This is a genomic window from Streptomyces sp. NPDC045967, from assembly GCF_056430495.1.
Map to the genome: position 1 here is coordinate 369,250 of NZ_JBWKLE010000001.1, position 25,770 is coordinate 395,019.

At 70.9% G+C, this 25,770-nt stretch carries 20 protein-coding genes and 3 pseudogenes; 9 read left to right on the plus strand and 14 right to left on the minus strand.

What is annotated here, in order from left to right; translation table 11 throughout:
• From AC07FY_RS01880 to AC07FY_RS01905, 6 genes and pseudogenes are all read right to left on the minus strand, one after another.
• On the minus strand, positions 1–1,558 hold a 1,558-nt coding region (locus AC07FY_RS01880; RefSeq protein WP_478999133.1), incomplete at its 3' end, for an RICIN domain-containing protein.
• A 296-nt stretch (positions 1,559–1,854) separates the two neighbouring features.
• Positions 1,855–2,483, minus strand: a pseudogene (locus AC07FY_RS01885) (integrase core domain-containing protein); the annotation flags it as partial.
• Positions 2,441–3,523, minus strand: a pseudogene (locus tag AC07FY_RS01890) (IS630 family transposase). The pseudogenes AC07FY_RS01885 and AC07FY_RS01890, both read right to left, overlap by 43 nt.
• A gap of 48 nt (positions 3,524–3,571) precedes the next feature.
• Positions 3,572–3,958, minus strand: a pseudogene (locus AC07FY_RS01895) (helix-turn-helix domain-containing protein); the annotation flags it as partial.
• Between the two features lie 615 nt (positions 3,959–4,573).
• A complete protein-coding gene (locus tag AC07FY_RS01900) occupies positions 4,574–4,936 on the minus strand; it encodes a hypothetical protein (RefSeq protein ID WP_478999134.1) in 363 nt (120 codons plus the stop codon).
• Positions 4,937–4,945: 9 nt separating this feature from the next.
• Positions 4,946–8,875 (minus strand): polymorphic toxin-type HINT domain-containing protein, encoded by a 3,930-nt coding sequence (locus AC07FY_RS01905; protein ID WP_478999135.1) that lies wholly within the window; start codon positions 8,873–8,875, stop codon positions 4,946–4,948.
• Between the two features lie 603 nt (positions 8,876–9,478).
• Here AC07FY_RS01905 and AC07FY_RS01910 point away from each other — a divergent pair.
• A complete protein-coding gene (locus tag AC07FY_RS01910) occupies positions 9,479–10,657 on the plus strand; it encodes an acyltransferase family protein (RefSeq protein ID WP_478999136.1) in 1,179 nt (392 codons plus the stop codon).
• Between the two features lie 33 nt (positions 10,658–10,690).
• Here AC07FY_RS01910 and AC07FY_RS01915 read toward each other — a convergent pair whose 3' ends face one another.
• Complete coding sequence (locus AC07FY_RS01915; protein ID WP_478999138.1) at positions 10,691–11,326, minus strand: TetR family transcriptional regulator; 636 nt, start codon at positions 11,324–11,326, stop codon at positions 10,691–10,693.
• A gap of 226 nt (positions 11,327–11,552) precedes the next feature.
• Here AC07FY_RS01915 and AC07FY_RS01920 point away from each other — a divergent pair, with 226 nt between their 5' ends.
• Genes AC07FY_RS01920 through AC07FY_RS01930 form a run of 3 tightly spaced genes read left to right on the plus strand, consistent with a single transcriptional unit; the run spans position 11,553 to position 14,750 of the window.
• Entirely contained in the window at positions 11,553–12,869 is a 1,317-nt protein-coding gene (locus AC07FY_RS01920) for a glycosyltransferase family 4 protein (RefSeq protein ID WP_478999139.1), read from the plus strand.
• A 58-nt stretch (positions 12,870–12,927) separates the two neighbouring features.
• Positions 12,928–13,671 (plus strand): class I SAM-dependent methyltransferase, encoded by a 744-nt coding sequence (locus AC07FY_RS01925; protein WP_478999141.1) that lies wholly within the window; start codon positions 12,928–12,930, stop codon positions 13,669–13,671.
• Positions 13,668–14,750 (plus strand): prenyltransferase/squalene oxidase repeat-containing protein, encoded by a 1,083-nt coding sequence (locus AC07FY_RS01930; RefSeq protein WP_478999143.1) that lies wholly within the window; start codon positions 13,668–13,670, stop codon positions 14,748–14,750. The genes AC07FY_RS01925 and AC07FY_RS01930 overlap by 4 nt, the downstream gene beginning before the upstream one ends.
• On the opposite strand, the gene AC07FY_RS01935 is transcribed toward AC07FY_RS01930, so the two are convergent.
• Positions 14,751–15,053, minus strand: coding sequence for a hypothetical protein (locus AC07FY_RS01935; protein WP_478999145.1), 303 nt, complete (start codon positions 15,051–15,053; stop codon positions 14,751–14,753).
• Between the two features lie 112 nt (positions 15,054–15,165).
• On the opposite strand from AC07FY_RS01935, the gene AC07FY_RS01940 reads away from it, so the two are divergent.
• Together AC07FY_RS01940 and AC07FY_RS01945 are read left to right on the plus strand one after the other, a co-directional pair.
• The gene (locus AC07FY_RS01940) at positions 15,166–15,819 is read left to right on the plus strand and encodes a hypothetical protein (RefSeq protein ID WP_478999147.1); all 654 of its coding nucleotides are present in this window, start codon (positions 15,166–15,168) and stop codon (positions 15,817–15,819) included.
• A gap of 49 nt (positions 15,820–15,868) precedes the next feature.
• On the plus strand, positions 15,869–16,279 hold the full coding sequence (locus AC07FY_RS01945; RefSeq protein ID WP_478999149.1) for a hypothetical protein: 411 nt from the start codon (positions 15,869–15,871) through the stop codon (positions 16,277–16,279).
• Between the two features lie 21 nt (positions 16,280–16,300).
• Here AC07FY_RS01945 and AC07FY_RS01950 read toward each other — a convergent pair whose 3' ends face one another.
• The 6 genes from AC07FY_RS01950 to AC07FY_RS01975 form a co-directional block, all read right to left on the minus strand.
• Positions 16,301–17,314 (minus strand): LLM class F420-dependent oxidoreductase, encoded by a 1,014-nt coding sequence (locus AC07FY_RS01950; protein ID WP_478999151.1) that lies wholly within the window; start codon positions 17,312–17,314, stop codon positions 16,301–16,303.
• 119 nt (positions 17,315–17,433) lie between these two features.
• Positions 17,434–18,234, minus strand: coding sequence for a DUF5336 domain-containing protein (locus AC07FY_RS01955; protein ID WP_478999153.1), 801 nt, complete (start codon positions 18,232–18,234; stop codon positions 17,434–17,436).
• Between the two features lie 151 nt (positions 18,235–18,385).
• On the minus strand, positions 18,386–19,321 hold the full coding sequence (locus AC07FY_RS01960; protein WP_478999155.1) for an N-acetylmuramoyl-L-alanine amidase: 936 nt from the start codon (positions 19,319–19,321) through the stop codon (positions 18,386–18,388).
• A 380-nt stretch (positions 19,322–19,701) separates the two neighbouring features.
• Entirely contained in the window at positions 19,702–20,349 is a 648-nt protein-coding gene (locus AC07FY_RS01965; RefSeq protein ID WP_478999156.1) for a class I SAM-dependent methyltransferase, read from the minus strand.
• Between the two features lie 107 nt (positions 20,350–20,456).
• Positions 20,457–21,896, minus strand: coding sequence for an FG-GAP and VCBS repeat-containing protein (locus AC07FY_RS01970; protein WP_478999158.1), 1,440 nt, complete (start codon positions 21,894–21,896; stop codon positions 20,457–20,459).
• 54 nt (positions 21,897–21,950) lie between these two features.
• Positions 21,951–22,385, minus strand: a complete 435-nt coding sequence (locus AC07FY_RS01975) for an ATP-binding protein (protein WP_478999160.1) — start codon at positions 22,383–22,385, stop codon at positions 21,951–21,953.
• Between the two features lie 84 nt (positions 22,386–22,469).
• On the opposite strand from AC07FY_RS01975, the gene AC07FY_RS01980 reads away from it, so the two are divergent.
• From AC07FY_RS01980 to AC07FY_RS01990, 3 genes are all read left to right on the plus strand, one after another.
• Positions 22,470–23,318, plus strand: coding sequence for a helix-turn-helix domain-containing protein (locus AC07FY_RS01980; RefSeq protein WP_478999162.1), 849 nt, complete (start codon positions 22,470–22,472; stop codon positions 23,316–23,318).
• Positions 23,278–23,544, plus strand: coding sequence for a DUF397 domain-containing protein (locus AC07FY_RS01985; RefSeq protein ID WP_478999164.1), 267 nt, complete (start codon positions 23,278–23,280; stop codon positions 23,542–23,544). The genes AC07FY_RS01980 and AC07FY_RS01985 overlap by 41 nt, the downstream gene beginning before the upstream one ends.
• Before the next feature lie 91 nt (positions 23,545–23,635).
• The gene (locus AC07FY_RS01990) at positions 23,636–25,768 is read left to right on the plus strand and encodes an acyl-CoA dehydrogenase (protein WP_478999165.1); all 2,133 of its coding nucleotides are present in this window, start codon (positions 23,636–23,638) and stop codon (positions 25,766–25,768) included.
• Positions 25,769–25,770: the final 2 nt, after the last annotated feature.

Sequence of the window (25,770 nt, forward strand, 5' to 3'; positions counted from 1 at the left end):
CGTACTGCTTGACGACGGCATCGTTGCCGGCCGTCTGCCACGGCACCCACATGCAGCGGTTGCTGTTGACGTTGCGGATCTGGTAGTTGCCGCCGGTGACCGGCTCGACCTTCCAGAGCTGGTCGGCGTACCTGGAGTCACAGTCGTACTGCTTGACGACGGCATCGTTGCCGGCCGTCTGCCACGGCACCCACATGCAGCGGTTGCTGTTGACGTTGCGGATCTGGTAGTTGCCGCCGGCGACCGGCTCGACCTTCCAGAGCTGGTCGGCGTACTCGGGGGCGCAGTCGTACTGCTTGACGACGGCATCATTGCCGGCCGACTGCCACGGGACATAGAGGCAGCGGTTGCTGCTGACGTTCTTTATGGAGGCTGTGGTCAAGCTGACCTGCTTGACCCAGTTCTGAGCGCCGTCAACGCGGATGTCGGACGCGCCGGCCGTGGTGGTGCCGCTGCCGAGGCACCCGCCTTGCCAGGAGTGGCCGGTGATGCCAACCAGGGCGGGCTTCCCGTTCTCGGTGCGCACGGCGGGGCCGCCGGCATCACCCTGGCAGATCGTGGCGTCGGCGGGAGCCTTGGCCGTCAGTGGGAAGCTGGTCGGGCTGAGAGCGCCGACAGTGAAGGCTGCCGAGTGGAGCTTGGAGGGGACCCACTCGGTGCGGGTGCGGCCGAAGCCGACGGCAGTGAGGGTCTCGCCTGCGATGGGTGCCGCAGAAGACAGTGCGACAGGAGCGACAGCCGTGGCAGGCTTGGTCAGGCGGGCCATCACGAGGTCGCGGTCGGCGTGCGGAACGAGCTGGGCGATCTCGGTGGTGTGACCGCCGGAGGTAGTCAGATCGGTGCGCCCCACGGTGACGGTGGTCTTGTCCTTGGGTGCCCCGGCGCTGACGGTGCTGGTGTCGGCGGGATTGTCGGCGAAGCAGTGCTTGGCCGTGAGGACCCAGTACGGGTCGACCAACGCCGCTGTGCACGACCGCTTGCTGTCACCGATGCTGAGCTTGCCGGTGAAGGAGAGCGTCATGTCGCCCGAGGGGACAGGCGGGTTGACGGGCTCACCAGTGACCCGGAGCTCAACGAGGATCGAAGGTGCACCGGAGTCACCTGCTTCGCCGAAGGGCTTGTAGTCGTTGGCCGGGGCGTCCACGATGGTCTTGTCGGTGCCGTCGGTGGTGATGGTCGCCTTGACGGGGAAGTCCTCGGTCCATATGCCGAAAGCGCTGGGGAGCTCGAGGGTGACGAAGCCCTTGGGGGCGTTGACGTCGAAGCAGTAGTTCTTCAGGCCGGCGCGGGACTTGACGAGGATGTCGGGGGTTCCGGCAGCACAATCCACGAGGGTGATGTGACCGTCGCCCCGCTTGAGGAGGATCTTCTGCTCAGCCTGGATCTTCGCGGCGTCGGGGTAGGTGAAGTCCTCGATCGCGACAGGCATCTCGTTTGCGGCCGTGGCGGCTGCATGTGGACTGGCGTAGGCGACGCCGAGGGGGGTCACCACGGTAAGGGCTGCGCTTGCGCCGACGAGCCCGGTTAGAAATGCCTTGCGGGCAGGGGTTTTCGCCACAGTCTTCCTTCTGGTTCAGGGCAGGGGGAAGACGCCGAACGGTCCCCCCGTTTACAGCAGTAAAACACAGGCAAGATCATCTGGGCGTCCTGTTGCGCCTCTGTCGCCAGCTGTTGTCTGGTGCTGCCAAGTAGGACAACTGCCTCAAGCCATTCTGCTAGCGACTCTTTGTCCATCATCACCTCGGTGCTCGCACACAGCAACGCGCGTCAGCCGGTTGCCAGTGCACGCGTCCGACCAACGACGAACTGCTCACCGCCCTGCGGCCTTGGCGTCCCTTTCTCCGGTAACCACGATCAGTCACGAGCCAGCGTGTATTGCCCTGCAGGGTTGTTGACTCGGCTGATGGGTGGGTGTCCGCCCAGTGCGGTGTGGCAGCGGTGATGGTTGTAGGTGTGGAGGATGTCTGCCAGGGCTGCTGTCCGCTCGTTGTTTATGGTGTAGGGCCGAAGGTAGCCCCATTCCTCGAGGAGTGTGTGGTTGAAGCGTTCGACCTTGCCGTTCGTCTGTGGCCGGTAGGGGCGGGTCAGTTTGCCGTTCGCGCCGAGGCCGGCCAGTACTGCTTTCCATGCGAGACCCTTGCGGTAAGCCCACGCGTTGTCCGTCAGGACCCGCTCGGCGCGGTCGATGTCCTGGCTGTGGAAGAAGGCGGCCGCGCGGGTGAGGCAGCCCCCCCGCAGGTCGCGACCGTTTCGTCGGGGCGGATATCGTTGTAAGCCAGGCGGGAGTGGTCGTCGACGGCGGAGTGGACGTAGTCATGAAACCAACAGCGGCCTTGGCGGCCCAGTACCTTGTGGCCACCGCCGTCGGCGATCCGGCCGAGCTTCTTCGCGTCCACGTGGATGAGTGACTGAGGTTGAACTCGTGATGTCGTGCTGTTGGTCAGGCGCATCTGACGGCCAGGCCGGTCTCGGCGAGGTAGCCGTCTATGAGGTGGCTGCGGTACGGATGTGCCGTAGGCCGTGTCGGATGCGCTGGACGAGGTGTTCGGGAGTGCTGAAAGCAACATTGGAGAGCCAGCCGCGTCGCAGGAGGGACCAGATCCCGTCGACGGGGTTGAGGTCGGGCGCGTAGGGCGGCAGGTAGTAGATGGTCAGCCAGTCCCGGGCTTCCGCCCATTCCCGCAGATCAGCGGCTTTGTGGACGTTGAGGTTGTCCCAGATGAGCACGATGGGGCCGCCGAGCTGCTGATGTGCGGCGATCAGCAGGTCGCGGTAGTCGCGCCAGGAGAAACTCTTGCGGCCGTCGCGCCGGCCGTCGTCCCGGCGCGGCCGGTAGATCAGCCGGGACCGGTGGCCGGGCTTGTAGCAGGTCAGCGCGGCGATCGACACTCGCCTGCGGGAACGGCCCCGGACCCGCACGACCGGGGTCCGGCCGCGCTGTGACCAGGTTTTCGCTTGCGGCGGCGTCATGGAGAAACCGGCTTCGTCCTCGAAGACGAGCCAGGCTCCACGGGCCGCTGCGAGTCTTCCGCGCACGGCCACACCTCCTTGACCCACCCCGCGACCGGGTCGTCGTCCCGTTCCATGGCCCGTCGGGCCGGAGCCTGGCAGGACCAGCCATTACGCAGCAGGAGCTTGCGCACGCCCGGGACCGTGTAGGTCAGGTGGAAGCGTCGGCCGATCACCGTCTTGACCCGCGTCGGCGTCCAACGCTGGTCTTCCCAGCCATGCGCGGCCGGCCCCTTGGCCAGCTCCGCCTCCAGCTGCGTGAACTGCTTCTGGCTTAGCCTCGGAAGCGAGGCTGGCCCATGCGACTGCAGAGCCCGCGGACCGCCCTCGTCCCACATCTGCCGCCACCGCTGCACCGACCGGACGCTGACCCGCAGGTCCTTCGTGATCGCGGAGCTCGCCTCCCCTTGGGAAAACCTCTCGCCCGCCGTGAGCCGCAACTCCTCGCGGAACTGTTCCGTTCGGCGGTCAGCCCGCCCCCTCGTGGATCCGCATGCCTTCGGTGATACCGCACGGGCGACGAGTCGTCAGCCCCTACGACTTCACGAGTTCAAACTCAGTAGCCGGGCTGGTCGCGTTCGTAGCGCCGGATCACGGTGCCGGCCGGACGGTCGAGCCAGGCCAGCCGGTTGAGCAGGTAGCGGGTCAGGATCCGGTGGACGGTGGATGCGGGCAGTCCCACGATCGAGCCGATCCGGGTGAGCCCGAGCTTGCGGGTCCGCTGCAGGTCACAGACCCGCTCTTCCGCCGCCGCTCTCCGGTACGGGGTTGTGCCTGGAAGGCTCGAGCGGTCGGCCAGGCCCGCATCGCCCTCGGTTTTCCAACGCCGGACCCATTTGTAGTGGGTGGGCCGGGAGATGCCCATCTCGGCCGCGGCGTGCGCGACCGGACGGCCGGAACGGACACGAAGACCTCTGTGTGTGGTGTGGAGCCTAGACACCTCCACCACACCGGAGGTCTTCGCCGTGATCAAGACCCCGCCTGTCAACAACGCTCGTGATCAATGCAGCTAAGGGCTGTCCCGCAACTCTGGAGACTGCTTGCTGGCGCCCGGTTCGACCTGCTTGGCCCGATCCCATCGAGGCCGCGAGTCGGGGCGAAACCGGACGAGCCTATGCGGCTGTGGTGACTCACCGGCCTCGGTCCCGAGTTACGGGACAACGCTTAGGGCTTGGCCCCTCAAGCCACGACAGCCATGATCATCGCGGGTGGAGTCGTAAGACCTCCCGCCCACCCACCACCCGGTCTTCCCGCACCGTCGACCCGCCCACCGCAACTCCGTCCGCGCCCTCACCACCTATGCCCAGCACGCCGGGAAGAGCCTGCCCAGGGCCGGGAGTCGGTCGTCGGCTACGCCCCCGCCGCCGGTTGCATCCTGCCAGAACGTCCCCGTACGGCGACACTCGCAGTCAAGAGCCCCGAGACCATTTCCGCATCGGCCTCCCGGCCCATGTCTACGCTCACGTACGACGCCGCTTGCAACGTCGAACCGTTGCACGAATGACATCGCTTTTCTTGAACATGCAGAAACCCCACCGAGCAGGTTCGGTGGGGTTTCTGGTTGTCAGGCGTGCGCCGTTAGATACTTTGCGATGATGACGGTTGCTCCGTGAGCGCCATTCCTTGCGGACAGGAATGAGTCCAATTCCTCGAACAATACTTCGAGTGCACTTGCCTCATCAGCGCCAGATAGTTCCATCCTGCCCCCGTCCGAAGCTTTTGCGATCTTCAAGACGAGAAAGGGCCACGCCAGGTTCGCCTCAGTGTCCGCTTTGAGGGCGAGCCATTCGCGGAAGCCGATGAGTAGGCCCCATGAATTTCCAGCATCGCACCCGTTGATGAATGCCACGGCTTCCGGAAAGGAGCCGCTCAATCCATAGCTGCCAGGGCGTCTCCGGACGTCGGCAAACAGTTGTCGATACTCCATGATCCTCACTCAGTCCAAGGGGTCGAATCGCAGGTAATCACCGTACTCGAAACGGCTTCGGTAGACGTCGAAGGGTTCGCCATATCGATCCGTCCAGCCGTCGTACACTCGTCCGTCTCTGATAACTACATCGTGATGAGACCACATCGTGTCTTGACCTCGGTATTTGCCGAGTGAGGGCCCACCCGAGGCATCAGTGATCCTGTGGCGTGTGCCGCCGATCTGGCTTTGAATCTTCCGTGCGACGTCCTCGCAGCCAGTGCTACCGCAGATCGTCGTGGTCTTCGCGGGTTTCCAAGCATCGCCGAGGTCACCGCAGTTGCCAGTCGTGTTGTGGACGAGGACGGGAGCATTGCCGGCCAGTACATAATACGTGTGGAGATCATTGACCGTGAGGTCGTAGGCCGGGGCCAGGCCGGTCCAGCGGCGGACAGTGCTGATCTGCGCGGTGTTGCCGTCCGGGGTGCGGAGGGTGTCCGCGGGGGTGAGGTCGGCGGCGTTCTTCCACGTCTTGTCGCTCTCGGACCAGAAGGGGTGGTGCTCGGTCGTAGTGAGCGAGCCGCCGCCGTGTTCCTGGTCGAGAGTGATGTCGGTGAACTCGCGGTCGTCCGGAGTGTAGATCGTCGCGTCGACGCGGCGCGAGCCGGTAATGCCGGTCTCTGGGTCGGTGGCCAGGACCTGGTCGCCCTCGGCAAGCTGCTCGATCGGACGGGTGGTCCGGTCGCCCATCAGTACGCGGGTACCCGCCGGGAAGCTGTGCTTCGGCGTCGGCACCAGGCAAGGCGGCAGTTCATCCAGTCGCGAGCGCTTGGCCAGGTTGTCTATGCCGTCCCAGGCCTTGCCAGCGAGCTTGATCTTACCGACGGGCAGGAGACCTGCGCCAGCCATGATGCAGCCGCCCCAGGTGGGTTCCTTGATGCACTTCTCGACGTCGGCGCCGCCGGAGATCTCCCAGATGCCCGTGCCGATAATCTTGGCGAGTTCGAGGTTGGGCTTGCTGTGGACGAGCTCGTACTTGTCCTGATTCAGCGCGCACGGCGGGAGGTGGTCGCGGTTGAACGGGATGATGCAGGGCTTCTTCTTGTTCTTCTCTGCCTCGGCCTGCTGCTTCCGCTGCTCCTCGGCGATGCGCTTGGCTTCGGCGATCTCCGCCTCGCGCTTTTGCTGGACGTTGGCCCAAGCCTGGGAGGCGGCGGTCTCGGCCTCTTGCTTGCTCTTGCCGGCCGCGGTGGCCGACTCGCGGGCACGTGCCGCGGAGGCGTCGGCTTGGCGGGCGGATTCGCGGGCGTAGCTGGCGGAGAATGCGGCCTGGGCGGCGGAGGCCTCGGCGGCGTCGGCGTCGCGCTCGGCGTTGTTCGCCGCCGTGCGAGCTGTGGCGGCTGATGCCTTGGCCTGGTCGGCGCTCTTCGTGGCCGCGGCGGCGGACTTCTGGGCGTCAACGGCGTGGACATTGGCGAGGTCGGCGGACTTCTGCGCCTCGCCGGCGGCCTTGTTCGCTTCGATTTCGGCTTTGTTGGCCCGCTCGGCCGCCTCGGCGGCACGCCAGCGGCTGGCCTGGGCATTGGCGGCGATGATCTCGCCCTCGGCCAGCATCCGGCCGATCTGCGCCCGGTGGTGGTCGGTCAGATCATCCTTGCGAGCGGCCACGTACTGGCCGGAGACGATAAATTCGTGCAGCTTCTGCGGGGTGCCGGCCAGAGCGGCCTTGGCGGCGTTGCGCACCTCGGCATTGGTCTCGGTGCCGTCCGCTGCGTCCTTCTTGTTGACGAGGGCTGAGGCGATGACTTCCTCGTCGCTGAGGCGGGCGGAGTACTGGCCCACCTCAAGGAAGGTCGCGAGCGCCTTGCCGGAGCCGTCGGCCAGGGCGATCTTGGCGTCCTTCTTGACGCTGTCGCCGCCGTCGTTGTTCACCTTGGAGACGGCGACCGCGAGGTCGTCCGCGCCCACCGCGTACTGGCCGGTGGTGTAGAAGTCGGCGATCTGCTGGGGGGTGCCCTTGAGTGCTGCGATGGCACCCGCTCGGATAGAGGGGTGCGGGCTGTTCACACTGAGCTGCAGGACTCGGTCGCGGGCCTCCTCCAGGCCGGCCTTCTTCCAACCGTTGCGGAGGTACTCCAGGACCTCGGTGTCCGTGCCACCGAGGGCGGTGGCGGCTGCCTGCCCGTGCCAGGCACCGCGCAGGTTGAGGGCGTCCAGGGCAAGCTTGCGGCCCTTGGCGGCGGTGGCCGCGACGTCAACGCCCGGCTTGGTCGCCTCGACGGCAAGCGCCTGAGCGGTGGCGTCCAGTGCGCGGGCGTCACGGGCGATGGTCGCGCTGGCAGAGATCAGGCCCTGGGTTTGCTCTTTCTCTGAACGGGCCCGTTCCAGAGCGGCATCGCTGCGGGTGGCGAGCTCTTCCTTCTCGACGTCGAGAGCGACCTGGTGGACCTGCTTGGCCGTGTTCACGGCCTTGGTCGCTTCCGCTGAGGCTAGCCTCGCGTCCTCGGCCCACTTGCGGGAGTCCGCAGCGGCCTGTGTCGCCTCACCTGCGTACTTTGCGGCCAACTCGGCGGCCGCGGCCGCCTTCTCCGCGTGGTTCGCGGCGGAACGTGCCGCGTCGCGTGCGTCGAAGGCCTGCTGGGCCGCACGCCGCGCGAGCGCGGCGGCGTTGTTCGCGGCGCGCTTCGCGACGGTGGCGTAGCGGCGGGCCTCGGCGGCGGCCGCACGGGACTCGGCCGAGTAGACGCCGGCGGCCTCAGCCTGGCGGTTGGCCTCCTCGGCGGAGCCCGCGGCACTGTCAGCGTGGTTGCCTGCGTCACGCGCGGCGTCACCGGCGACCCCCGCGGCCAGCGAGGCGATACCCGCCACGTTTGCGGCATCGGCCGAAGCACGCGTCAGGAACGTGACATTGCGTGCGATGGCGGCGGCCTGCTTGGCGGCCTCGGCCTTGGTCGCGTCACTGGCTGCCGCGATGGCCGCATTGTAGGCGTCATTGGCGGCATCGGACGCAGCGGCGGCGGCATTCGCGGTCTGCGCCGCTGCGATTGCGGCCGTACGCGCGGCACGGTTGGCCGCATTGGCAGCCGTGATGGCCTGCTGCGACGCAGCCGCGGCCTGCCGCGCCGATTCGGCCGCCTGCTGGGACTTGTAGGCGGCGCGCTTGGCGTCGTTGCCAGCCTCGGCCATCTCCTTGGCGGCCTTCGCGGCGGCTGCCTTGGCCTGGTCGGCGGCGGCGACGGCCTTGGCGGAGGCCGCCTCGGCTTTCTTCGTCGCCGCTTCGGTCTGGGTGCCGGCCTGCTTGGCCTGCTCCACCAGCTGAGCGACGGTGGCGTGCTCCTGATCTCGGTTACGGGCGACGTACTGCCCCACCTCCAAGAACTCCGCGATGTCGTCAGCCGAACCCCGCAAGGCGTTCTTGCCCGCGAGCTTCATGTTCGGGCCGCCGGAGTTGATCAGCTTCGAGAGCTCGACCTCGTTGTCGATCTCCCGCGCGTTGTACTGGCCCTTCTCCAAGAACTTCGCGACCGCGTCCGGACCGGCCTTGAGTGCGGCCTTGCCCGCTTCCTTGACGCTCGGTCCACCGAAGTTGATGACCGTCGACGCCTCGACCTCGCGGTCGTTCGCCAGCGGCTGCTGCCAGCCGTTGATGAGGAAAATGTTCAGCTCGCTGCGAGTGCCGCGCAGCGCCTGCTTGGTGGCGGCCCGCACCTCAGGGCCACCCGTGTTGAACACCCGGCTGGCATAGACGTAGTCATCGTCGTACCGGATCTCGGGCGCCTCGGCGAGGAATTTCCTGATGTCCTCGTCGGTGCCGGTGAGGGCGAGCTCGGCCGCCTCCTTGAGTCCCGGACCACCGGACTGCCAGTATTCGACGGCGAGCCGCCTGCCAGAGGCAGGTGGCGGCCCTTCGTCGGCGGCAGCCGCCGGCCATGCCCCCAGCATGCCTGCGGTCAGTGCCACGGGCAGAACGACCCCGCAGAAACCGCGAAGCGCTCTTATCGCCATCCCCGACCGTGGAGCGGAGCCTGAGGCTCCAGATGTGTTTGTTGTTCGCCGTCGCATACGGCGGTTCCCCCTAGCTTGATGTGGCCTCGCTCGTGCGTGGGCATAGGGGAGCGGTGCTCCGGTCACAGTGCGCCTGTGCCGCAAAATGACCCATGCAGCCAGTCGGCAGATCCCCCGGACGGTCCTTTCCCCTTCACCACCGCACAAGCGTGGTGAAACAAAGTTGATCTTAAGTGCCTCATACAACCGGTCCGTGCGGGGGGCGAGGAGCCGCGCAGCGCTTAGGTGGCTCAGCAGGGCGGTCCCCGCGGCCAGTGGTGGTGAGGGCCAGCCGACGCCGTGACGGTCGTACGTACCGAGGGGCGATTTTTGCCGAGAATCCATCGTCCAGGAGGCTCATCGTCGTGTACGGCTCGTGGAATGCCTCGAGCAGCAGGCTTGTCGGGTTCCCCGCATAGCCGTGGGTGCGCAGAGCATGCATACAGCATCGATACGATCGTCGGGGTATAGCGCCGAACGTACCGGTGTCGCGGACACCGCAGGAATGTCAGAGGTGTCATGTCCGACAGGCTCGTCCTCGGCGAGGACCGTGTCCCCGTCCCCGCTCCCGGGGTACCGCAGGCAGCCCCCGACCCGGCCCGTCACCGGAGGAGGTGGTCGAGGCGCGGCCGGGCCGGGCGGGCGCCGCGGATCGCCGTGTTGGACGGTATGCGGCTGCTCGCGGCCTTGTCGGTGGTGCTGTTCCACTACCTGGCCGGCTCGGGGACGGTTCCCTGGCAGGGCACCGCGGTCGAGCTGTTTCCCGCGCTGCACCGGATAGCCGGGTTCGGCTGGCTGGGCGTGGTCTTCTTCTTCATGATCAGCGGGTTCGTCATCTGCATGTCCGGCTGGGGCAAGTCGCTGCAGCAGTTCTGGCAGAGCCGGATTCTGCGCCTGTTCCCGTTGTACTGGGCGGCGGTCGTGCTTTCCACGTTGGCCGGACGCCTGGGCCCGCAGACGCCCGGCGAGCCCAAGGTCACCGTCGGCCAGATGCTCACGAACCTCACGATGCTGCACGAGCCCCTCGGCGTAAGCCACGTGGACACCGTCTACTGGACGCTCTGGGTCGAGCTGCGCTTCTACCTGATCTTCTCCTTGGTGGTCCTGCTGGGCACGAGCTACCGACGGATCGCCACCTTCTGCTGGATCTGGGCCCTGGGATCGGTCCTGGCTCCCGCGTCGGGTATCCCGTTGCTGGAGCAGCTCCTCGTACCTCTGTGGGCGCCCTTCTTCATCGCCGGGATCGTCTTCTACCTGGTCCGCCGCGCCGGCCGGTTCGAGGCCGAGACCCTGGGCCTTCTTGCCCTGTCCTGGCTGCTGATGCAGCATCGCCTGCCGGCGGTCATGGCGTGGGAGGGGCACGGCATCAACTGGAAGGTCTGCCTCGCCGCGATCACCGTCATGTATCTGGTGATGGGCCTGATCGCGCTGGGGAAGCTGGACCGGATCCAGTGGCGCTGGCTGCCGGTCGCCGGGGCGATCTCCTACCCGCTCTACCTTGTGCACCAGTCGCTGGGGGTGCGCGTGATCTGGCGGTGGAACGAGCAGTGGGGCGCCTGGCCGACCCTGATCGGGGTGACCGCGGCCATGGTGCTGCTCTCCTGGCTGCTGCACCGCGTGGTGGAGCGCCCCCTCACCCGGGCGCTGCGGCGCCTGATGGCCCCGCAGGCGGAGCCGTCGCGCAAGCCCGTCGCCTAGCGCAGGGCCGGAGCCGCCCCGCGACGGGCGGGTTCAGGACTTTTCGGGGGTGGGGGGCGGGGTCGTCAGGTCGATGAGGCGGCAGACCGTTTCGATGTCGATCTTGACCTGGGCGATCGAGGCGCGGCCCGAGAGCCAGGTGATCAGGGCCGAGTGCCAGGTGTGCTCGATGACGCGGACCGCCGAGAGCTGCTCCGCCGTCGGCGGGGCGTCCAGGCCCATCGCGTCCAGGATGATCGCCGTGGTCAGCCGGGAGACCGTGTCGACCTCGGGGCTCACGCTGCGGTCCGCGAAGGTCAGGGCCCTGACCATGGCGTCGGCCAGGTGCGGTTCGCGCTGCAGGGCGCGGAAGGCCCGCATCAGGGTCTCCGCGACCCGCGCCGCCGGGTCCTCGCCGGCCGGCGGGCGCTTGCGCAGCGTGGTGTGCATGTGCTGGAGCTGGTCCTGCATGGTGGCGACCAGCAGGTGCACCTTGGAGGGGAAGTAGCGGTAGAGGGTGCCCAGCGCCACGCTGGAGGACTCCGCGACCTCGCGCATCTGGACCGCGTCGAAGCCGCCCCGGCTGGCCAGCTGGGCGCTGGCGTGCAGGATCCGGCGGCGGCGCGCCTCCTGGCGCTCCGTCAGGGGAGGCGACGCCGGTGTGGTGACGGCCTTCACTTCCGCTGTCATGTGTCGCGTTGTCCCGTTCCGTGTCGTTGCGCGAGCTGATTCCGGGGCCGATCGGAGCCAGCATGGCAGGCGCCGCAGCCGTGGCGCGAATCACCTGCTCCGCCTCTTACGGTGTAGTTTCCGGCCGGTAGATTCAATGGTCTTCGACGGATCAAGTCTGAAACTTGTTCTACATTATGCGAGCGGTTACGCTCCGGCGAAAGTTGCAGGGAGAAGGGGGCCGAGAGTGACCGCTGAGGCCATGGTGACGAGCCCTTTCGCGGGTTCCGCCACCGACGGCGACCGCCCGTTGCGCATCGCACTCCTCACCTACAAGGGGAACCCGTTCTGCGGCGGCCAGGGCGTCTACGTCCGCCACCTCTCGCGCGAGCTCGTGAAGCTGGGACACCGCGTCGAGGTCATCGGCGCGCAGCCCTACCCCGTCCTCGACACCGGCGCCACCCTCACCGAGCTGCCGAGCCTGGACCTCTACCGCAGCCCCGACCCCTTCCGTACCCCGAAGCGCGACGAGTACCGGGACTGGATCGACGCCGTCGAGGTCGCCACCATGTGGACCGGCGGATTCCCCGAGCCGCTGACGTTCTCCCTGCGGGCCCGGCGCCACCTCGCCGCCCGCGCCGGCGAGTTCGACGTCATCCACGACAACCAGACCCTGGGGTACGGGCTGCTGGGCGACCTCGGCGCGCCGCTGGTCACCACCATCCACCACCCCATCACCGTGGACCGCCGGCTCGACCTCGACGCCGCCGCGGACCGCAAGAAGCGGCTCTCCGTGCGCCGCTGGTACGGCTTCACCCGCATGCAGGGCCGCGTCGCCCGCCGGCTGCCCTCCGTGCTCACCGTCTCCGGCTCCTCCAAGCAGGAGATCGCCCAGCACCTGGGCGTCCGCGACGAGCGCATCCACGTCGTGCACATCGGCGCGGACACCGGCCTGTGGTCGCCCGACGCCTCCGTGGCCGAGGTGCCCGGCCGCATCGTCACCACCTCCAGCGCCGACGTGCCGCTCAAGGGGCTCGTCCACCTCGTCGAGGCGCTGGCGAAGCTGCGCACCGAGCAGCCCGACGCCCACCTCGTCGTGGTCGGCAAGCGCGCCGAGAAGGGGCCGGTCGCCCGCGCCATCGAGACGTACGGGCTCGGTGAGGCGGTCCGGTTCGTCAAGGGCGTCACCGACGCCGAACTCGTCGACCTCGTGCGCAGTGCCCAGGTCGCCTGCGTGCCCTCCCTCTACGAGGGCTTCTCGCTCCCCGCGGCCGAGGCCATGGCCACCGGCACCCCGCTGGTCGCCACCACCGGCGGCGCGATCCCCGAGGTCGCCGGAACCGACGGCGAGACCTGCCTCGCGGTGCCCCCGGGCGACGCCGGAGCCCTCGCCGCCGCGCTCGGCCGGCTGCTGGGCGACCCGCAGTTGCGCGCCCGCCTCGGCGCCGCCGGCCGTGAACGGGTCCTGACCCGCTTCACCTGGGCCAAGGCCGCCGAGGGCACCGCCGCGCACTACCGCGCCGCCATCGAGCAGGCGGCCGCCCGCACCCGCCGTACGCGGTGACGTCCCACCCGACCCCGCTCCCCCCTCACCACCCCCGCGACCGCGAAGGCAGGACCCCGTGCTGACCGTCGATTTCTCCCGGTTCCCGCTCGCCGCAGGCGACCGCGTACTCGACCTGGGCTGCGGCGCAGGCCGGCACGCCTTCGAGTGCTACCGGAGAGGCGCCCAGGTGGTCGCCGTCGACCGCAACGGCGAGGAGATCCGCGAGGTCGCCAAGTGGTTCGCCGCGATGAAGGAGGCCGGCGAGGCCCCGGCCGGCGCCACGGCCACCGCGATGGAGGGCGACGCGCTGGCCCTGCCCTTCCCCGACGAGTCCTTCGACGTCGTCATCATCTCCGAGGTGATGGAGCACATCCCCGATGACAAGGGGGTGCTCGCCGAGATGGTCCGCGTCCTCAAGCCGGGCGGGCGCATCGCCGTGACCGTGCCGCGCTACGGCCCCGAGAAGGTCTGCTGGGCGCTCTCCGACGCCTACCACGAGGTCGAGGGCGGCCACATCCGCATCTACAAGGCGGACGAGCTCCTCGGCAAGATGGAGGCCGCGGGCCTCAAGCCGTACGGCACCCACCACGCGCACGGGCTGCACTCCCCGTACTGGTGGCTCAAGTGCGCCTTCGGCGTCGACAACGACAAGGCGCTGCCCGTGAAGGCGTACCACAAGCTCCTGGTGTGGGACATCATGAAGAAGCCCGCGCTCACCCGCCTCGCGGAGCAGGCCCTCAACCCGGTCATCGGCAAGAGCTTCGTGGCGTACGCGACCAAGCCGCACCTGCCGGCCCTCGCCGACGGCGGCGCCCAGTGAGCTCGCCCGGGCGCACCGAACACCTCGTCCTGGACGGGGTGCTGACGGCCGAGCAGGCCGCCCGGACGGTGGCGGGGATCCTCGCCGCGCAGCGCGCCGACGGGGCCATACCGTGGTTCCGCGGCCACCACCTCGACCCGTGGGACCACACCGAGGCGGCGATGGCTCTGGACGCGGCCGGGGAGCACGAGGCCGCCGAGCGGGCGTACGCGTGGCTGGCCCGGCACCAGAACGGGGACGGATCCTGGTACGCGGCCTACGCCGACCGCCCGGACGGCGTGGACACCGCCCGGCCGCAGGACGCCGGCCGGGAGTCCAACTTCACCGCGTACATAGCCGTCGGCGTGTGGCACCACTACCTGTCCACCGGCGACGACGCCTTCCTGGACCGGATGTGGCCGACCGTCCACGCGGCCGTGGAGTGGGTGCTGGCCCTCCAGCAGCCCGGCGGCGAGATCGGCTGGAAGCGGGAGGCCGACGGCACGCCCGTCACCGACGCCCTGCTGACCGGCTCCTCCTCCATCCACCAGGCGCTGCGCTGCGCGCTGGCCGTCGCCGAGCACCGCGAGGAGCCGCAGCCCGACTGGGAGCTCGCGGCGGGCGCGCTGCGTCATGCCATCCGCCGCCACCCTGAGCGCTTCCTCGACAAGAACCGCTACTCGATGGACTGGTACTACCCCGTCCTCGGCGGGGCCCTGACCGGTCCCGAGGCCGCGGCGCGCATCGAGGAGCGCTGGGACGAGTTCGTGGTGGCGGACCTGGGGGTGCGCTGCGTTCTGCCCAACCCGTGGGTGACGGGCGGCGAGTCCTGCGAGCTGGCGCTCGCCCTGTGGGCGACGGGCGAGTCGGACCGGGCGCTGGAGATCCTGCGCTCGATCACGCACCTGCGGGCCGAGAACGGCATGTACTGGACGGGCTACGTGTTCGACGACGCGGCGGTGTGGCCGGTCGAGCAGACCACCTGGACCGCCGGCTCGCTGCTGCTCGCCGTCGCGGCCCTGGGCGGGGACGAGGCCACCACCGAGGTGTTCGGCGGGGCCTCGCTCCCGACCGGGCTGGAGCCCGACTGCTGCGCTTGATCAGCGGCGGTAGAGCCACCCGGCGACGGCGTGGCCGATGAGGAGGTAGGCGACCGCGGCGATGCCGTAGCCGATGACGACCTGGACCCATTCCTTGCTGAAGGTGAACAGGTCGTAGGACCAGGCGGCCAGCCAGCTCGCGGCGTCGTGGATGAAGTCGACGAGGCCGTTGCCCTGGTTGGCGTCCAGGAGATAGAGGAGGATCCAGAGGCCGATGATGAAGGCGAGCACGTCGGCCACCAGTGCGACGGCCCGTCCTGCCTGACTGCTTCCCCTGGTACGTGCTCGCGTGTGAGTGCTCATGTCAAGCGTGTTGCCGCGTAGGGGTGGCGTAAACCCGAACGGGCCGCCCCGGGTGGCGGGGGCGGGGGGCCGGGGCGAGTCTGCTCGGGACCCCTCATCACCGGAGGAAACCGTGGCCGTACGCCGTACCACCATTCCGATCCGCCGTGTGTTCACGGCGCTGCTCCTGTCCACCGCGCTGCTGGCCGGTGGAACCGCGTGTGGCAGCGGCAGCGGCGGCCGCAGCGGAGCACCGGCGCAGGACGTGGTCTCGATGGCGCAGGCCGAGGAGCTGGCCGCGCTCGCGGCGGCGCTGCCGGCCGCCATCGAAGCCGATGCGGAAGCCGCTCCGACGCCGTCGCCGAGCACGTCCGCCGAGAGGCAGAAGTTCGCCAAGACGCGCTTCGTCGCCAACGCCGGTCTGGCGGCGGGGGCGACCTACCAGTGGATCATCAAGCCGTACAAGGCGGGCACGTTCAAGAAGGGCGCGAAGGGCCGCACCTTCGCCCTCATCAAGGCGGGTCTCGCGGGCGCCTTCGCGTACAACCGGCTGAAGGCTGCCGCCGAGAACGCCAAGGGGGACCCGCTGCTGTCGAAGGCGATGGTCCCGTTGACCGCGGGCATCGAGTCGCTGAAGGGCCTCGGCAGCAAGCTGCGCAAGGGCGAGGCGGGCGACGCCGACATCGACGCCTTCAACAACGTCATCGGCGGGGTGAAGGATGCCGGCAAGGACTCCGGCGCCCCCGTGACCGACAAGGTGCCGAGCCTGTCCCAGCTGGGCGGATAGCCGAACAGGGCGCGCTCGCGCGGGCCCCGCGGCCTGTTTCAATGGTCGTGTGATCGAGATCGTGGTGGTCGTCCTCGGCGCCGCGGGAGCCGGATGGCTCCTGCGGCGCAAGCATCGGGCGCGGACGGCCGCCGGGCCGGCGCCCGGCATCCCGTGCATGGCCCGGCATCCGGCGGGCCGGGGGCGCTGGCGGCCGGGCCGGGTGTACCCCGGCGCGGACGGCGCCCGCTGGGTGCCGGGGCGCGGCGAGCCGGTGCTCCTGTCCGGCGGGCGGGCCACCGGGGTGCGGGTGCCGTCCGTGAAGGAGGGCCTCGCCATCAACCCCGGCTCGCGGATCGTCGACTGCGCCTACGACGCGGACGGGACGATGGAGATCGCCGTGATGCCGCTGGACCTGCGCGAGCTGCTGGCGGCGGTCGCTCCCCCCGGGGACGCGCCGGACGCCGCGGGCCCGGCCTGATCCGAAAGGCACTCCGTGGTCCTACTGGCCGTTCAGCTCCGCCAGGACGCGCAGGGTGTGCGGGTCGGGGGCGGTCAGAAGCAGGTCGGTGACCGGGCCCCCCCGCCACAGCTCCAGCCGCTCCGCGATCCGCTCGCGCGGACCGACCAGCGAGATCTCGTCGGCGAACGCGTCCGGCACGGCGAGCACCGCCTCCTCCTTGCGGCCGGCGAGGAACAGCTCCTGGATCCGGCGGGCCTCCTCCGCGTACCCCATCCGCGCCATCAGGTCGGCGTGGAAGTTGCGGGCCGCGTGGCCCATGCCGCCGATGTAGAAGCCGAGCATCGCCTTGACCGGGAGCAGCCCCTCCGCGATGTCGTCGCAGACCTTGGCCCGGGCCATCGGGGCGATCACGAATCCGTCGGGGAGGTCGGCCAGCGAAGCCCGGTAGACGTCCGTGCGGCTCGGCGACCAGTACAGGGGGAGCCAGCCGTCCGCGATCCGGGTCGTCTGCGCGATGTTCTTCGGCCCCTCCGCGCCCAGCAGGAGCGGCAGGTCCGCGCGGAGCGGGTGGGTGATGGGCCGCAGCGCCTTGCCGACGCCGGTGCCGTCGTCCCCCCGGTACGGGTGCTGGTGGAAGCGGCCTTCGAGGCGGACGGGCCCCTCGCGGCGCAGCACCTGCCGGATCACGTCGACGTACTCGCGGGTCGCGGTGAGCGGGCTGGAGGGGAAGGGGCGGCCGTACCAGCCCTCGACGACCTGCGGGCCGGACAGCCCCAGGCCCAGCATCATCCGGCCGCCGGAGAGGTGGTCCAGGGTGAGGGCGTGCATGGCGGTGGCGGTGGGGGAGCGGGCGGCCATCTGCGCGATGGCCGTGCCGAGCCGGATCCGGGAGGTGTGGGCGGCGATCCAGGTGAGGGGGGTGAAGGCGTCGGAGCCCCACGCCTCGGCGGTCCACACCGAGTGGTAGCCGAGGTTCTCCGCCTCGGTCGCGAGGGCGAGGTGGTCGCGGCCGGGGCCGCGGCCCCAGTAGCCGAGTGCGAGTCCGAGGCGCATGCGGTCCCCTCCGGCCTACGAATCCTGACGGTGCGTCAGGTCATCGGCGACTGTAGGGCAACGGCCCCCCGCCCGGAAGGGCGGGGGGCCGTTGACGAAGACGCCGGGCGCGGGGGGACTCAGCCGCGCTGGATGCCCGAGGTGTCGTTCAGGACGCCGCGGCGGCCGTCCTGGGTCTGGGCGATCAGGGTCGACGCGCCGCGCTGCTCGACGGCCAGGTACCAGGTGCCCGGCGCCAGTTCGGCGATCGGGGACGGGGAGCCGTCCTCGGCGAAGAGCGGGCGCGCGACCGGGACCGCGAACCAGAACGGGGTGAAGTCGGCGGCGGGCGCCGGGGCGGACTCCTGCGGAGCGGGCGCCGGCGTCGGGGTGCCCCCGTACGGCGGGACCGGCTGCGGGGTCGAACCGTACGGCTGCTGCTGACCGCCCGGGTAGCCGTACCCTGCGCCCGGCTGGGGCTGGCCGCCGTACGGCGGGACGGCGGCGGGCCGCTGCTCCGGCATCAGGGGGCCGGCGAGCGCCGGCACCTTCGCGGCGAACAGGGCGACACCGGCCAGGGCCAGGGTGGCGAGGAAGGCGATGATCGAGCCGGCGCCGAGGTCGACCTGGCTCGGGCAGGTGATCAGGGCCCACAGCGCGGACCAGGCGGCCGAGACCGCGAGCACGGCGCCCCACGCGGTCAGCGGCAGGCCCAGCACCTTGCGGGTGTCGGGCTGGAAGCGGCCGGCGATCAGCAGACCGGCGGCGATGAAGCCGATCAGGAAGACGCTGGGGAGCACCAGACGGTAGGAGTCGGTGTCCCACGCGCTCGGGAAGTCGCCACCGTCGGCGGAGTAGAAATCGAGGAACGAGGCGATGAACAGCAGCACCGCTGCTCCGATCACCACGCCGTCGCCTCGAGTGAGGGAGCGGATGTTCACGTCTTAGGTGTCCTTCTCGGTCTCGGTCGTCTCGTGGTGCCGCGGTCGCAGAACGTTCCTGGAGCGGGGCGGGCGGCACCATGGTACGGAGTGTCCCGCGGCCGAGCGGAGCGGGGCTGCGGGCGGCCCCGGTCCGGGACTCCCGGGGGGACTACCCGCCGAGGAAGCCTACGATGCCGTCGGCGATCCCCTGGGCTGCCTTCTGCCGCCATTGCGGACTCGTCAGCTGCGCCGCGTCCTTGGCGTCACGCATGTTGCCGCATTCGATGAACACCTTGGGCCGGGTTGAGAGGTTCAGCCCGCCGAGGTCGTCGCGGACCACCAAGCCGGTGCCGCCACCGAGGTAGTTGGCGGGGGAGGAGCCGGTGGTCCGGGCGAAGTTCGCGGCGATCCGCTCGCCGAGGCGGCGCGAGGGCCCGACGATGGCCGCGGTGTCGGCGGCGCCGCCCTTGACCTCGGCCGGGAGGATGACGTGGTAGCCGCGGCTGCCCGCGGACACCCCGTCGGCGTGGACGGAGACGACGGCGTCGGCGCCGGCCTCGTTGCCGATGCGGGCGCGCTCGGTGATGCAGGGGCCCCAGGCGCGGTCGCCCGTCTCGTGGGTGAGGACCACCTTGGCGCCCTGATCCTCCAGGATCTCCCGCGCCCGCACGGACACGTCCATCGTGAACTCGGCCTCGAGGTAGCCGGAGTTCGTGGTGGTGCCGGTGGTGTCGCACTCCTTGCGGTGGGTGCCGACGTCGACCTGCTGGTCGATCTCGTCGGTGTGCTCGAAGTTGCCGGGGTTGTGGCCGGGGTCGATGACGACGGTCCGGCCGGACAGCGGGCCCTTCGCCGGGGCGGGGGAGGCGGCCGGGGAGGACGGCGGGGCGGTCGCGGCGGCCTTCGGCGCGGCCGCCGGCTTCGCGTCGCGGGCGTCCGGCCCGGATCCGGTCAGCACCTGGGTCAGGACCCAGCCGGCCAGAGCGGTCGGCGCCAGCGCGGCGACCGCGATGACGAGGGTGGAGCGGCGCGTCAACCAGGGCCGGGGGTCCGGCCCGGCCGGCGCGGCGGCTTCGGGGCGTGGGGGGCTGTCGTCGTTGCGCACGCCGCGATGCTAGACCCGGCTTCGCCGGGTGTTTCGGACCGTGAGCCATCTGGGGGCGTGGTGTGTTTATACGTTCGGCCCGGCGGCGTTATGGGGGGTTTGTCCCTCCGGGCGGGATCGGTCTGCCGGGGCCCCGTCCGGGGTGGTCCGGCTGAGGGGATCGGCCTGCCTGGCCCCCGTCCGGGGTGGTCCGGCTGAGGGGATCGGCCTGCCGGGCCTGGTGACGGGTGGTCCCCTGGGGCGGGGTCGGGGTGCGCGGCTGGGAGAGGGGCCCCTCCGGGGCGTCTCCTCGGCTTGCGCACGTGTCCCGGTCGCTGGGCCTGGTGCGCGCTCGGCCTGCGGGGACGTCCCTGCGGGCTCCCGCTGCCCGGAGGCGTGTCCTACGGGCGGGCCTGGTGGGACGTACGGCGCAGGACGCGCAGGGAGTCGGTCACCGAGACCTCCTCGAAGGCGCCCGAGGCCAGCGCGCGCAAGTAGACGCGGTACGGGGCCTGGCCGCCGTCGGCCGGGTCCGGGAAGACGTCGTGGATGACCAGCGTCCCGCCCTCGGCCAGGTGCGGGGCCCAGCCCTCGTAGTCGCCGGTGGCGTGCTCGTCGGTGTGGCCGCCGTCGATGAAGACGAGGCCGAGGGGGCCGCCCCAGGCGGCGGCGACCTGCGGGGAGCGGCCCACGATCGCGATCACGTGCTCCTCCAGCCCGGCCCGGTGCAGGGTCCGGCGGAAGGTCGGCAGGGTGTCCATCAGTCCGACCTCCGGGTCCACGACCGTCGGGTCGTGGTACTCCCAGCCCGGCTGCTGCTCCTCGCTGCCGCGGTGGTGGTCGACGGTGATCGCCGCCACCCCGGCCCCGCGCGCCGCGTCGGCCAGCAGGATCGTCGAGCGCCCGCAGTAGGTCCCGACCTCCAGCAGCGGCAGCCCGAGCGCCCCGGCCGCGACGGCCGCCTCGTACAGGGCGAGCCCCTCCCGTACGGGCATGAAGCCCTTGGCCGCCTCGAAGGCGGCGAGGGTCTCCGGCTTGGGGGTGGCCATGGTTCCTCCGGCGGTGGTGATCGCTGTGGCGGCCCATGGTGCCCTACCGCCCGGTAGCGGTCCATGCCGGGGCCCCGGTGCCCCGCGCACCGGTGCTCGGCGGCGGATCAGCGGGCGAAGTGGGCGCCGAAGGCGAGTCCGCGGGTCACGGGCAGGCCGGCCTGGCCGGGCAGCACCAGCCGGGCACCGGGCGCGGCCACCCTCGCGCCGCGGGAGGGGAGGTAGGTGACGGAGCCGCTGTTCAGCCCGTCCGCGTCGGAGGCGCCGACCACCAGGTCGGCCCTGCCGTCGGCGTTCGCGTCCGTCAGCGCCACCTCGATGCCGAACTGCTCGGCCCGCCGCGCGTCGCCGGGCACCCCGGCGGAGGTCCGGTTGACCGCCTGCACGCCGCTGCCCGTGACCAGGCCGGCCGCCGACCCTCGGAAGACGTGCACCCCGCCGGCGACCGCGACGGCGCCGAGGGACTCCCCGTGGGACCCCACTGCCAGGTCCTGGTACCCGTCGCCGTCGACGTCACCCAACGCGACCGACACCCCGAAGCCGTCGCCCGGCTCGCTCGCGCCGGGCACTCCGGGGGTGTCCTGGTGCACGACGACCGGCGTCAGGGACGGTCCGGCGGCCGAGCCGTAGGCGACGAGGATCCGGCCGCCCTTGCCGCCCGACCTGTCACCGACGACCACATCGCCGTACCCGTCGCCGTCGACGTCCCCCACGGCCTGCTCGTCGCCGGACGCGAGGACCTGCGCGGCACCCGGGAGCAGGCCCGTGGGACCGCCGGGCACGTAGTGGTTCGGGCCGGACCCCGCACCGGCCAGTACCAGGTCGTCGCGGCCGTCGCCGTTGACGTCTCCGCTCTCGATGCCCTCCGGGTACGGCGAGAGGCGGAAGCCCAGCCGGGTCTCGACGGGCGGGCCCTGCGCGCCGGTCCTGTCGATGTTCCCGAAGGTGTAGAGCGTGCTGTCCGCGGTCGCGTGGGAGGAGGCGGCCACCACGAGCTCGTCGCGGCCGTTGCCGTCGAAGTCACCGACGGCCAGCTTCGCGCCCCAGGTGCGCCGGTTCTGCATGGTGGGACCGGCGAGCCGGTCGGGATCGTCGAGCGTGACGCCGCCGCCGAGGCCCCGTCTGGAGCCCCACACGACCGTGAGCAGGCCGGTGTGGTCGTTCTCCCCGTGCGCCGTCACGGCCAGGTCGCAGAAGCCGTCGCCGTCGAAGTCGCCGGCCGCGGAGACGCCGCCGAAGCCGTCGTACGCCTCCGGGCCGTCGGGTATGCCGTGCGCGCCCTGGGCCAGGAGCTGCCGGCCGTCCGCCGTGACTCCGGCGGCGGACCCGTACAGCACGACCGCCTGGCCCGCCCCCTTCACCCCGCCCACGTGCGCGTAGGGCGTGCCGACGACGACGTCCGTGAAGCCGTCGCCGTTGAAGTCGGCCTTCGGGGCGCCCGCCGGAACCGGAGCCGCCGCCGCTGCCCCGGCGGGCAGGACCAGGCCGCCACCGGCCGCGGCGGCCACGGTGAGGGCGGCGAGGGCGGTGCGCAACGTCGGTCGCATGGAGGGTCCTTCGGCTTCAGCGGGGAGATCGCTGGGTAGACCGGCCGCGCCGGGTCATGGTTGTACGCGGCACGGGTGTTTCGCGTCGCACTCGAACCACACCGTCTTGCCGGCTCCCTGCGGCGCCGTACCCCAGCGGTCGGTGACCGCCTCGAGCAGGAGCAGCCCCCTGCCGCCCTCGGCGAGGTCGTCGCCGCCGTGCACCGGGTGCGGTGTGCGGGGGTCGGCGTCGGCCACCTCGACCCGCAGCCCTTCCGGCCGGCGCAGGATCAGCACGGTGCACCGGCGGCCCGGCACGTGCCGTACGACGTTCGCGACCAGCTCGGTCAGCGCCAACTCGGCGTCGTCGGCCAGTGCGGCCAGGCCCCAGCGGCCCAGGAAGGCCCGCAGGATCCTGCGCATGTGCCGGGCCGAGTGCTCACCGACGGTGAAGCCCATCCGGTAGCTGCCGCCAAGGTCCGCCGCGGGGGCGTCAGTTGCGTGATTCATGTCACCAGGCTGCGGTGGCGTGGTTACGCTCGGCTACGGGCTGAAACGAACGCCGCACCGTGTGAACTTGAGGGGGACCGCCTCGTGGTCAACATCCGCGATCTGGACCCCAGCGCCTCGCCGCTGGACTACTACGGCGCGGAACTGCGCCGCCTGAGGGAGGACGCGCGGCTCAAGCAGCAGCAACTGGGCGACATCATCTTCTGCACGGCCTCGCTGATCGGCCAGATCGAGACGGCGAGGAAGGTCCCCACGCGGGACTTCTCGGAACGGGTCGACGCGGCGTTGGGCACGGGCGGGGTGTTCTCGCGGCTGGTGGGGCTGGTGCTGAGGAGTCAACTGCCGAGTTGGTTCCAGGCGTACGCGGAGATGGAGGCGAAGGCCGCCTACATCTCGACGTACCAGGCTCAGCTGGTCTACGGGCTGTTGCAGACCGAAGCCTATGCGCGGGCGCTGCTGGGTGTGGACCGTCCTGCAAAAGTCGAGGAGTTGCTGGCGGCCCGTATGGAGAGGCAGCGCATCCTTGAGCGTGAGCAGCCGCCTGCGTTGTGGGTGGTGCTTGCCGAGGCGGCGTTGCATCAGGAGGTCGGTGGACGTGGCGTCATGCGAAACCAACTCGCCCACCTGTTGACCTTTCTGGAACGACCGTGGGTGCAGGTTCAAGTGCTGCCCTTCGCGGGTGGACAACACACCGGAATGCTGGGTTCGTTCAACCTCCTGCGCTTTGCCGACGACCCGGACTTGTTCTACCAAGAGGGCTACGGACAAGGGCACATGACGGCCAACGCGTCTCTGATCAAGGAACGCTCGGTCGGCTACGCTCGCCTGCAAGCCGCAGCTCTCCCTCCGGAGCGCTCGGCCGCGCTGATCGCTCGCGTAATGGAGGAACGCTATGGGGAACGGCCTGATCCTGTCGAGCGTGCAATGGCGTAAGTCGTCGTACAGCGGAACGACCGGTGGTGACTGCGTCGAGTGCGCCCCCCTCAACGGCGCCACTTGGCGTAAGTCCTCCTACAGCGGTGACACGGGTGGCGACTGCGTGGAAGTCTCCGCCCAGCCCTGCCGTGTGGCCGTCCGGGACTCCAAGGACCCCGCCGGCCCCGCCTTCACCGTCGGGGCGGCCGCCTTCCGGACCTTCGTCGGGTCGCTGTCCGCCTGAGGGCGTCGGGCCCGAGCCCCCGCCGCACCGTGAGAACACGTTCTTGTTCTGACCTTCCGTCAGATTGGAACGTGTTCTAGCCTGCCTGTTCATGGGCATCGGAATCACTGGCGAGCACCGGGAGTTGGCCGAGGCCGTGCGCGGCTGGGTGGCGCGAACCGTACCGCCGGGGGAGGTGCGCAAGCTCCTCGACGGTCCGCCGCGGACGGGCGTGCGGCCCGCCTACTGGGACGCGATGCGCGAGCAGGGGCTGCTGGAGCCGCACCTGGAGGGCGGGACCCTGCTCGACCTGGCGGTCGTCGTCGAGGAGGCCGCCCGGGCGGCGCTGCCGGGGGCGTACCTGCCGAGCGCGCTGGCCTCCGTCCTGCTGGACCGGGCCGGGGCCGAACCGCTCGACGGACGGGTCGGCGCGGTCGCCCTGGGGCCCGGCGGCGTGACCGCCGTCGCCGTGGAGGGCGGCGGCTACCTGCTCGACGGCGCCGCGCCCCCGGTGCTCGGCGCCGGCGAGGCCGATCTCGTGCTGCTCGCGGCCGAGGCCGCGCACGGCACCCGCTGGTTCGCCGTGGACGCCGCCGCGCTGGACATCCGTACGCACGAGAGCGCCGACCCCACCCGGCCCACCGCCGAGGTGCACGCGCGCGCCGTCACCGTCCCGCCCGGCCGGGTGCTGGAGCTCGACGCGGCCCTGGTGCGGGACCTGGCCTGCACGCTCTTCGCCGCCGACGCCTGCGGGACCGCGGCCTGGGCCCTGCGCACGGCCGCCGACCACGCCACGGTGCGCGAGCAGTTCGGCCGGCCCATCGGCCGGTTCCAGGGCGTCAAGCACCTGTGCGCCGACATGCTGGTCCGGTTGGAGCAGGCCACGGCGCTGGCCTGGGACGCGGCCCGGGCGGCGGACGAGCCGGCCCCGGTGCGCTCGCTCGTCGCGGCGCTGGCCGCCGGGACCGCCCTGGACGCCGCCTACTCCTGCGCCAAGGACTGCATCCAGGTGCTCGGCGGGATCGGCTTCACCTGGGAGCACGACGCCCACATCTTCCTGCGCCGGGCCCTGGTCGCCCGCCAGCTCCTCGGGCCGGGCGACGGCCACCGCCTGCGGGCCGTGCGGCTCGCGGCGGCGGGTGCCCGGCGGGAGCTGCGGCTGCGGCTGCCCGAGGAGGCCGAGGCCCACCGGGCGCGGGCCCGGGCCGCCATCGAGGACGCGCGCGGCCTCGACCCGGCGGCCGCCCGGCGGACCCTGGCCCCCACCGGCTACGCGGCCCCGCACCTGCCGCCGCCGTACGGCCTGGGCGCGGGCCCGGTCGAGCAGCTCGTCGTGCAGCAGGAGCTGCGCGCGGCCGGGGTCGAGGTCGCCGACCTCGGCATCGCCACCTGGGTGGTGCCCTCGCTGCTCGCCTACGGGACCGAGGAGCAGCGCGCGGCCTACGTCCTGCCGACGCTGCGCGGGGACATGACCTGGTGCCAGCTCTTCTCCGAGCCGGGGGCGGGATCCGACCTGGCCTCGCTGCGCACGCGGGCCGAACGCGGTGGGGACGGCTCCTGGAAGGTCAACGGGCAGAAGGTGTGGACGAGTTCCGCGCACACCGCCGACTACGGGATCCTGCTGGCCCGCACCGACCCGGACGCGCCCAAGCACAAGGGGCTCGGCTACTTCGTCGTCGACATGAAGCGCACGCCCGGCATCGACGTCCGGCCGCTGAAGGAGATCACGGGCGAGGCCCTCTTCAACGAGGTGTACTTCGACGACGTCGAGCTCCCGGCGGACGCGCTGGTCGGGGCGGCCGACGAGGGGTGGAAGGTCGCCCGCAACACCCTCGGCAACGAACGGGTCCACATGGCCGACCAGATGGCCTTCGGCGTCGGCCTGGAGGCGCTGCTCGCCCGCTCGGGCGAGCTCGACGGCGCCTGCCGGGCCCGGATCGGAGTGCTCGCCGCCGAGGCGCACGCACTGGCCTGCATCGGGCTGCGCACCACGCTGCAGCAGGTGTCGGGGCTGGAGCCGGGCGCGGGCGCCTCCGTACGCAAACTCGTGCAGACCCCGCACCAGCAGCGGACCGCGGAACTGGCGCTCGAACTGCTCGGCCCGGCGGGCGCGGTGCGCGAGGGGGCGGGGGAGCGGGCGGTGCACGGGATGCTCATGTCCCGCTGCCTGACCATCGCCGGGGGCACCACGCAGGTCCAGCTCAACGTCGTCGCCGAGCGGATCCTCGGCCTTCCCAGGGACTAGGA

What these genes read in the sequence shown, in the direction of transcription:
- AC07FY_RS01900 (WP_478999134.1), bottom strand. Translation starts at nt 4,936, where the DNA reads ATGGAGTATCGACAACTGTTTGCCGACGTCCGGAGACGCCCTGGCAGC.
- AC07FY_RS01935 (WP_478999145.1), bottom strand. Translation starts at nt 15,053, where the DNA reads ATGAGCACTCACACGCGAGCACGTACCAGGGGAAGCAGTCAGGCAGGA.
- AC07FY_RS01970 (WP_478999158.1), bottom strand. Translation starts at nt 21,896, where the DNA reads ATGCGACCGACGTTGCGCACCGCCCTCGCCGCCCTCACCGTGGCCGCC.
- AC07FY_RS01915 (WP_478999138.1), bottom strand. Translation starts at nt 11,326, where the DNA reads ATGACAGCGGAAGTGAAGGCCGTCACCACACCGGCGTCGCCTCCCCTG.
- AC07FY_RS01965 (WP_478999156.1), bottom strand. Translation starts at nt 20,349, where the DNA reads ATGGCCACCCCCAAGCCGGAGACCCTCGCCGCCTTCGAGGCGGCCAAG.
- AC07FY_RS01990 (WP_478999165.1), top strand. Translation starts at nt 23,636, where the DNA reads ATGGGCATCGGAATCACTGGCGAGCACCGGGAGTTGGCCGAGGCCGTG.
- AC07FY_RS01985 (WP_478999164.1), top strand. Translation starts at nt 23,278, where the DNA reads ATGGGGAACGGCCTGATCCTGTCGAGCGTGCAATGGCGTAAGTCGTCG.
- AC07FY_RS01950 (WP_478999151.1), bottom strand. Translation starts at nt 17,314, where the DNA reads ATGCGCCTCGGACTCGCACTCGGCTACTGGGGCCGCGGCCCCGGCCGC.
- AC07FY_RS01910 (WP_478999136.1), top strand. Translation starts at nt 9,479, where the DNA reads ATGTCCGACAGGCTCGTCCTCGGCGAGGACCGTGTCCCCGTCCCCGCT.
- AC07FY_RS01975 (WP_478999160.1), bottom strand. Translation starts at nt 22,385, where the DNA reads ATGAATCACGCAACTGACGCCCCCGCGGCGGACCTTGGCGGCAGCTAC.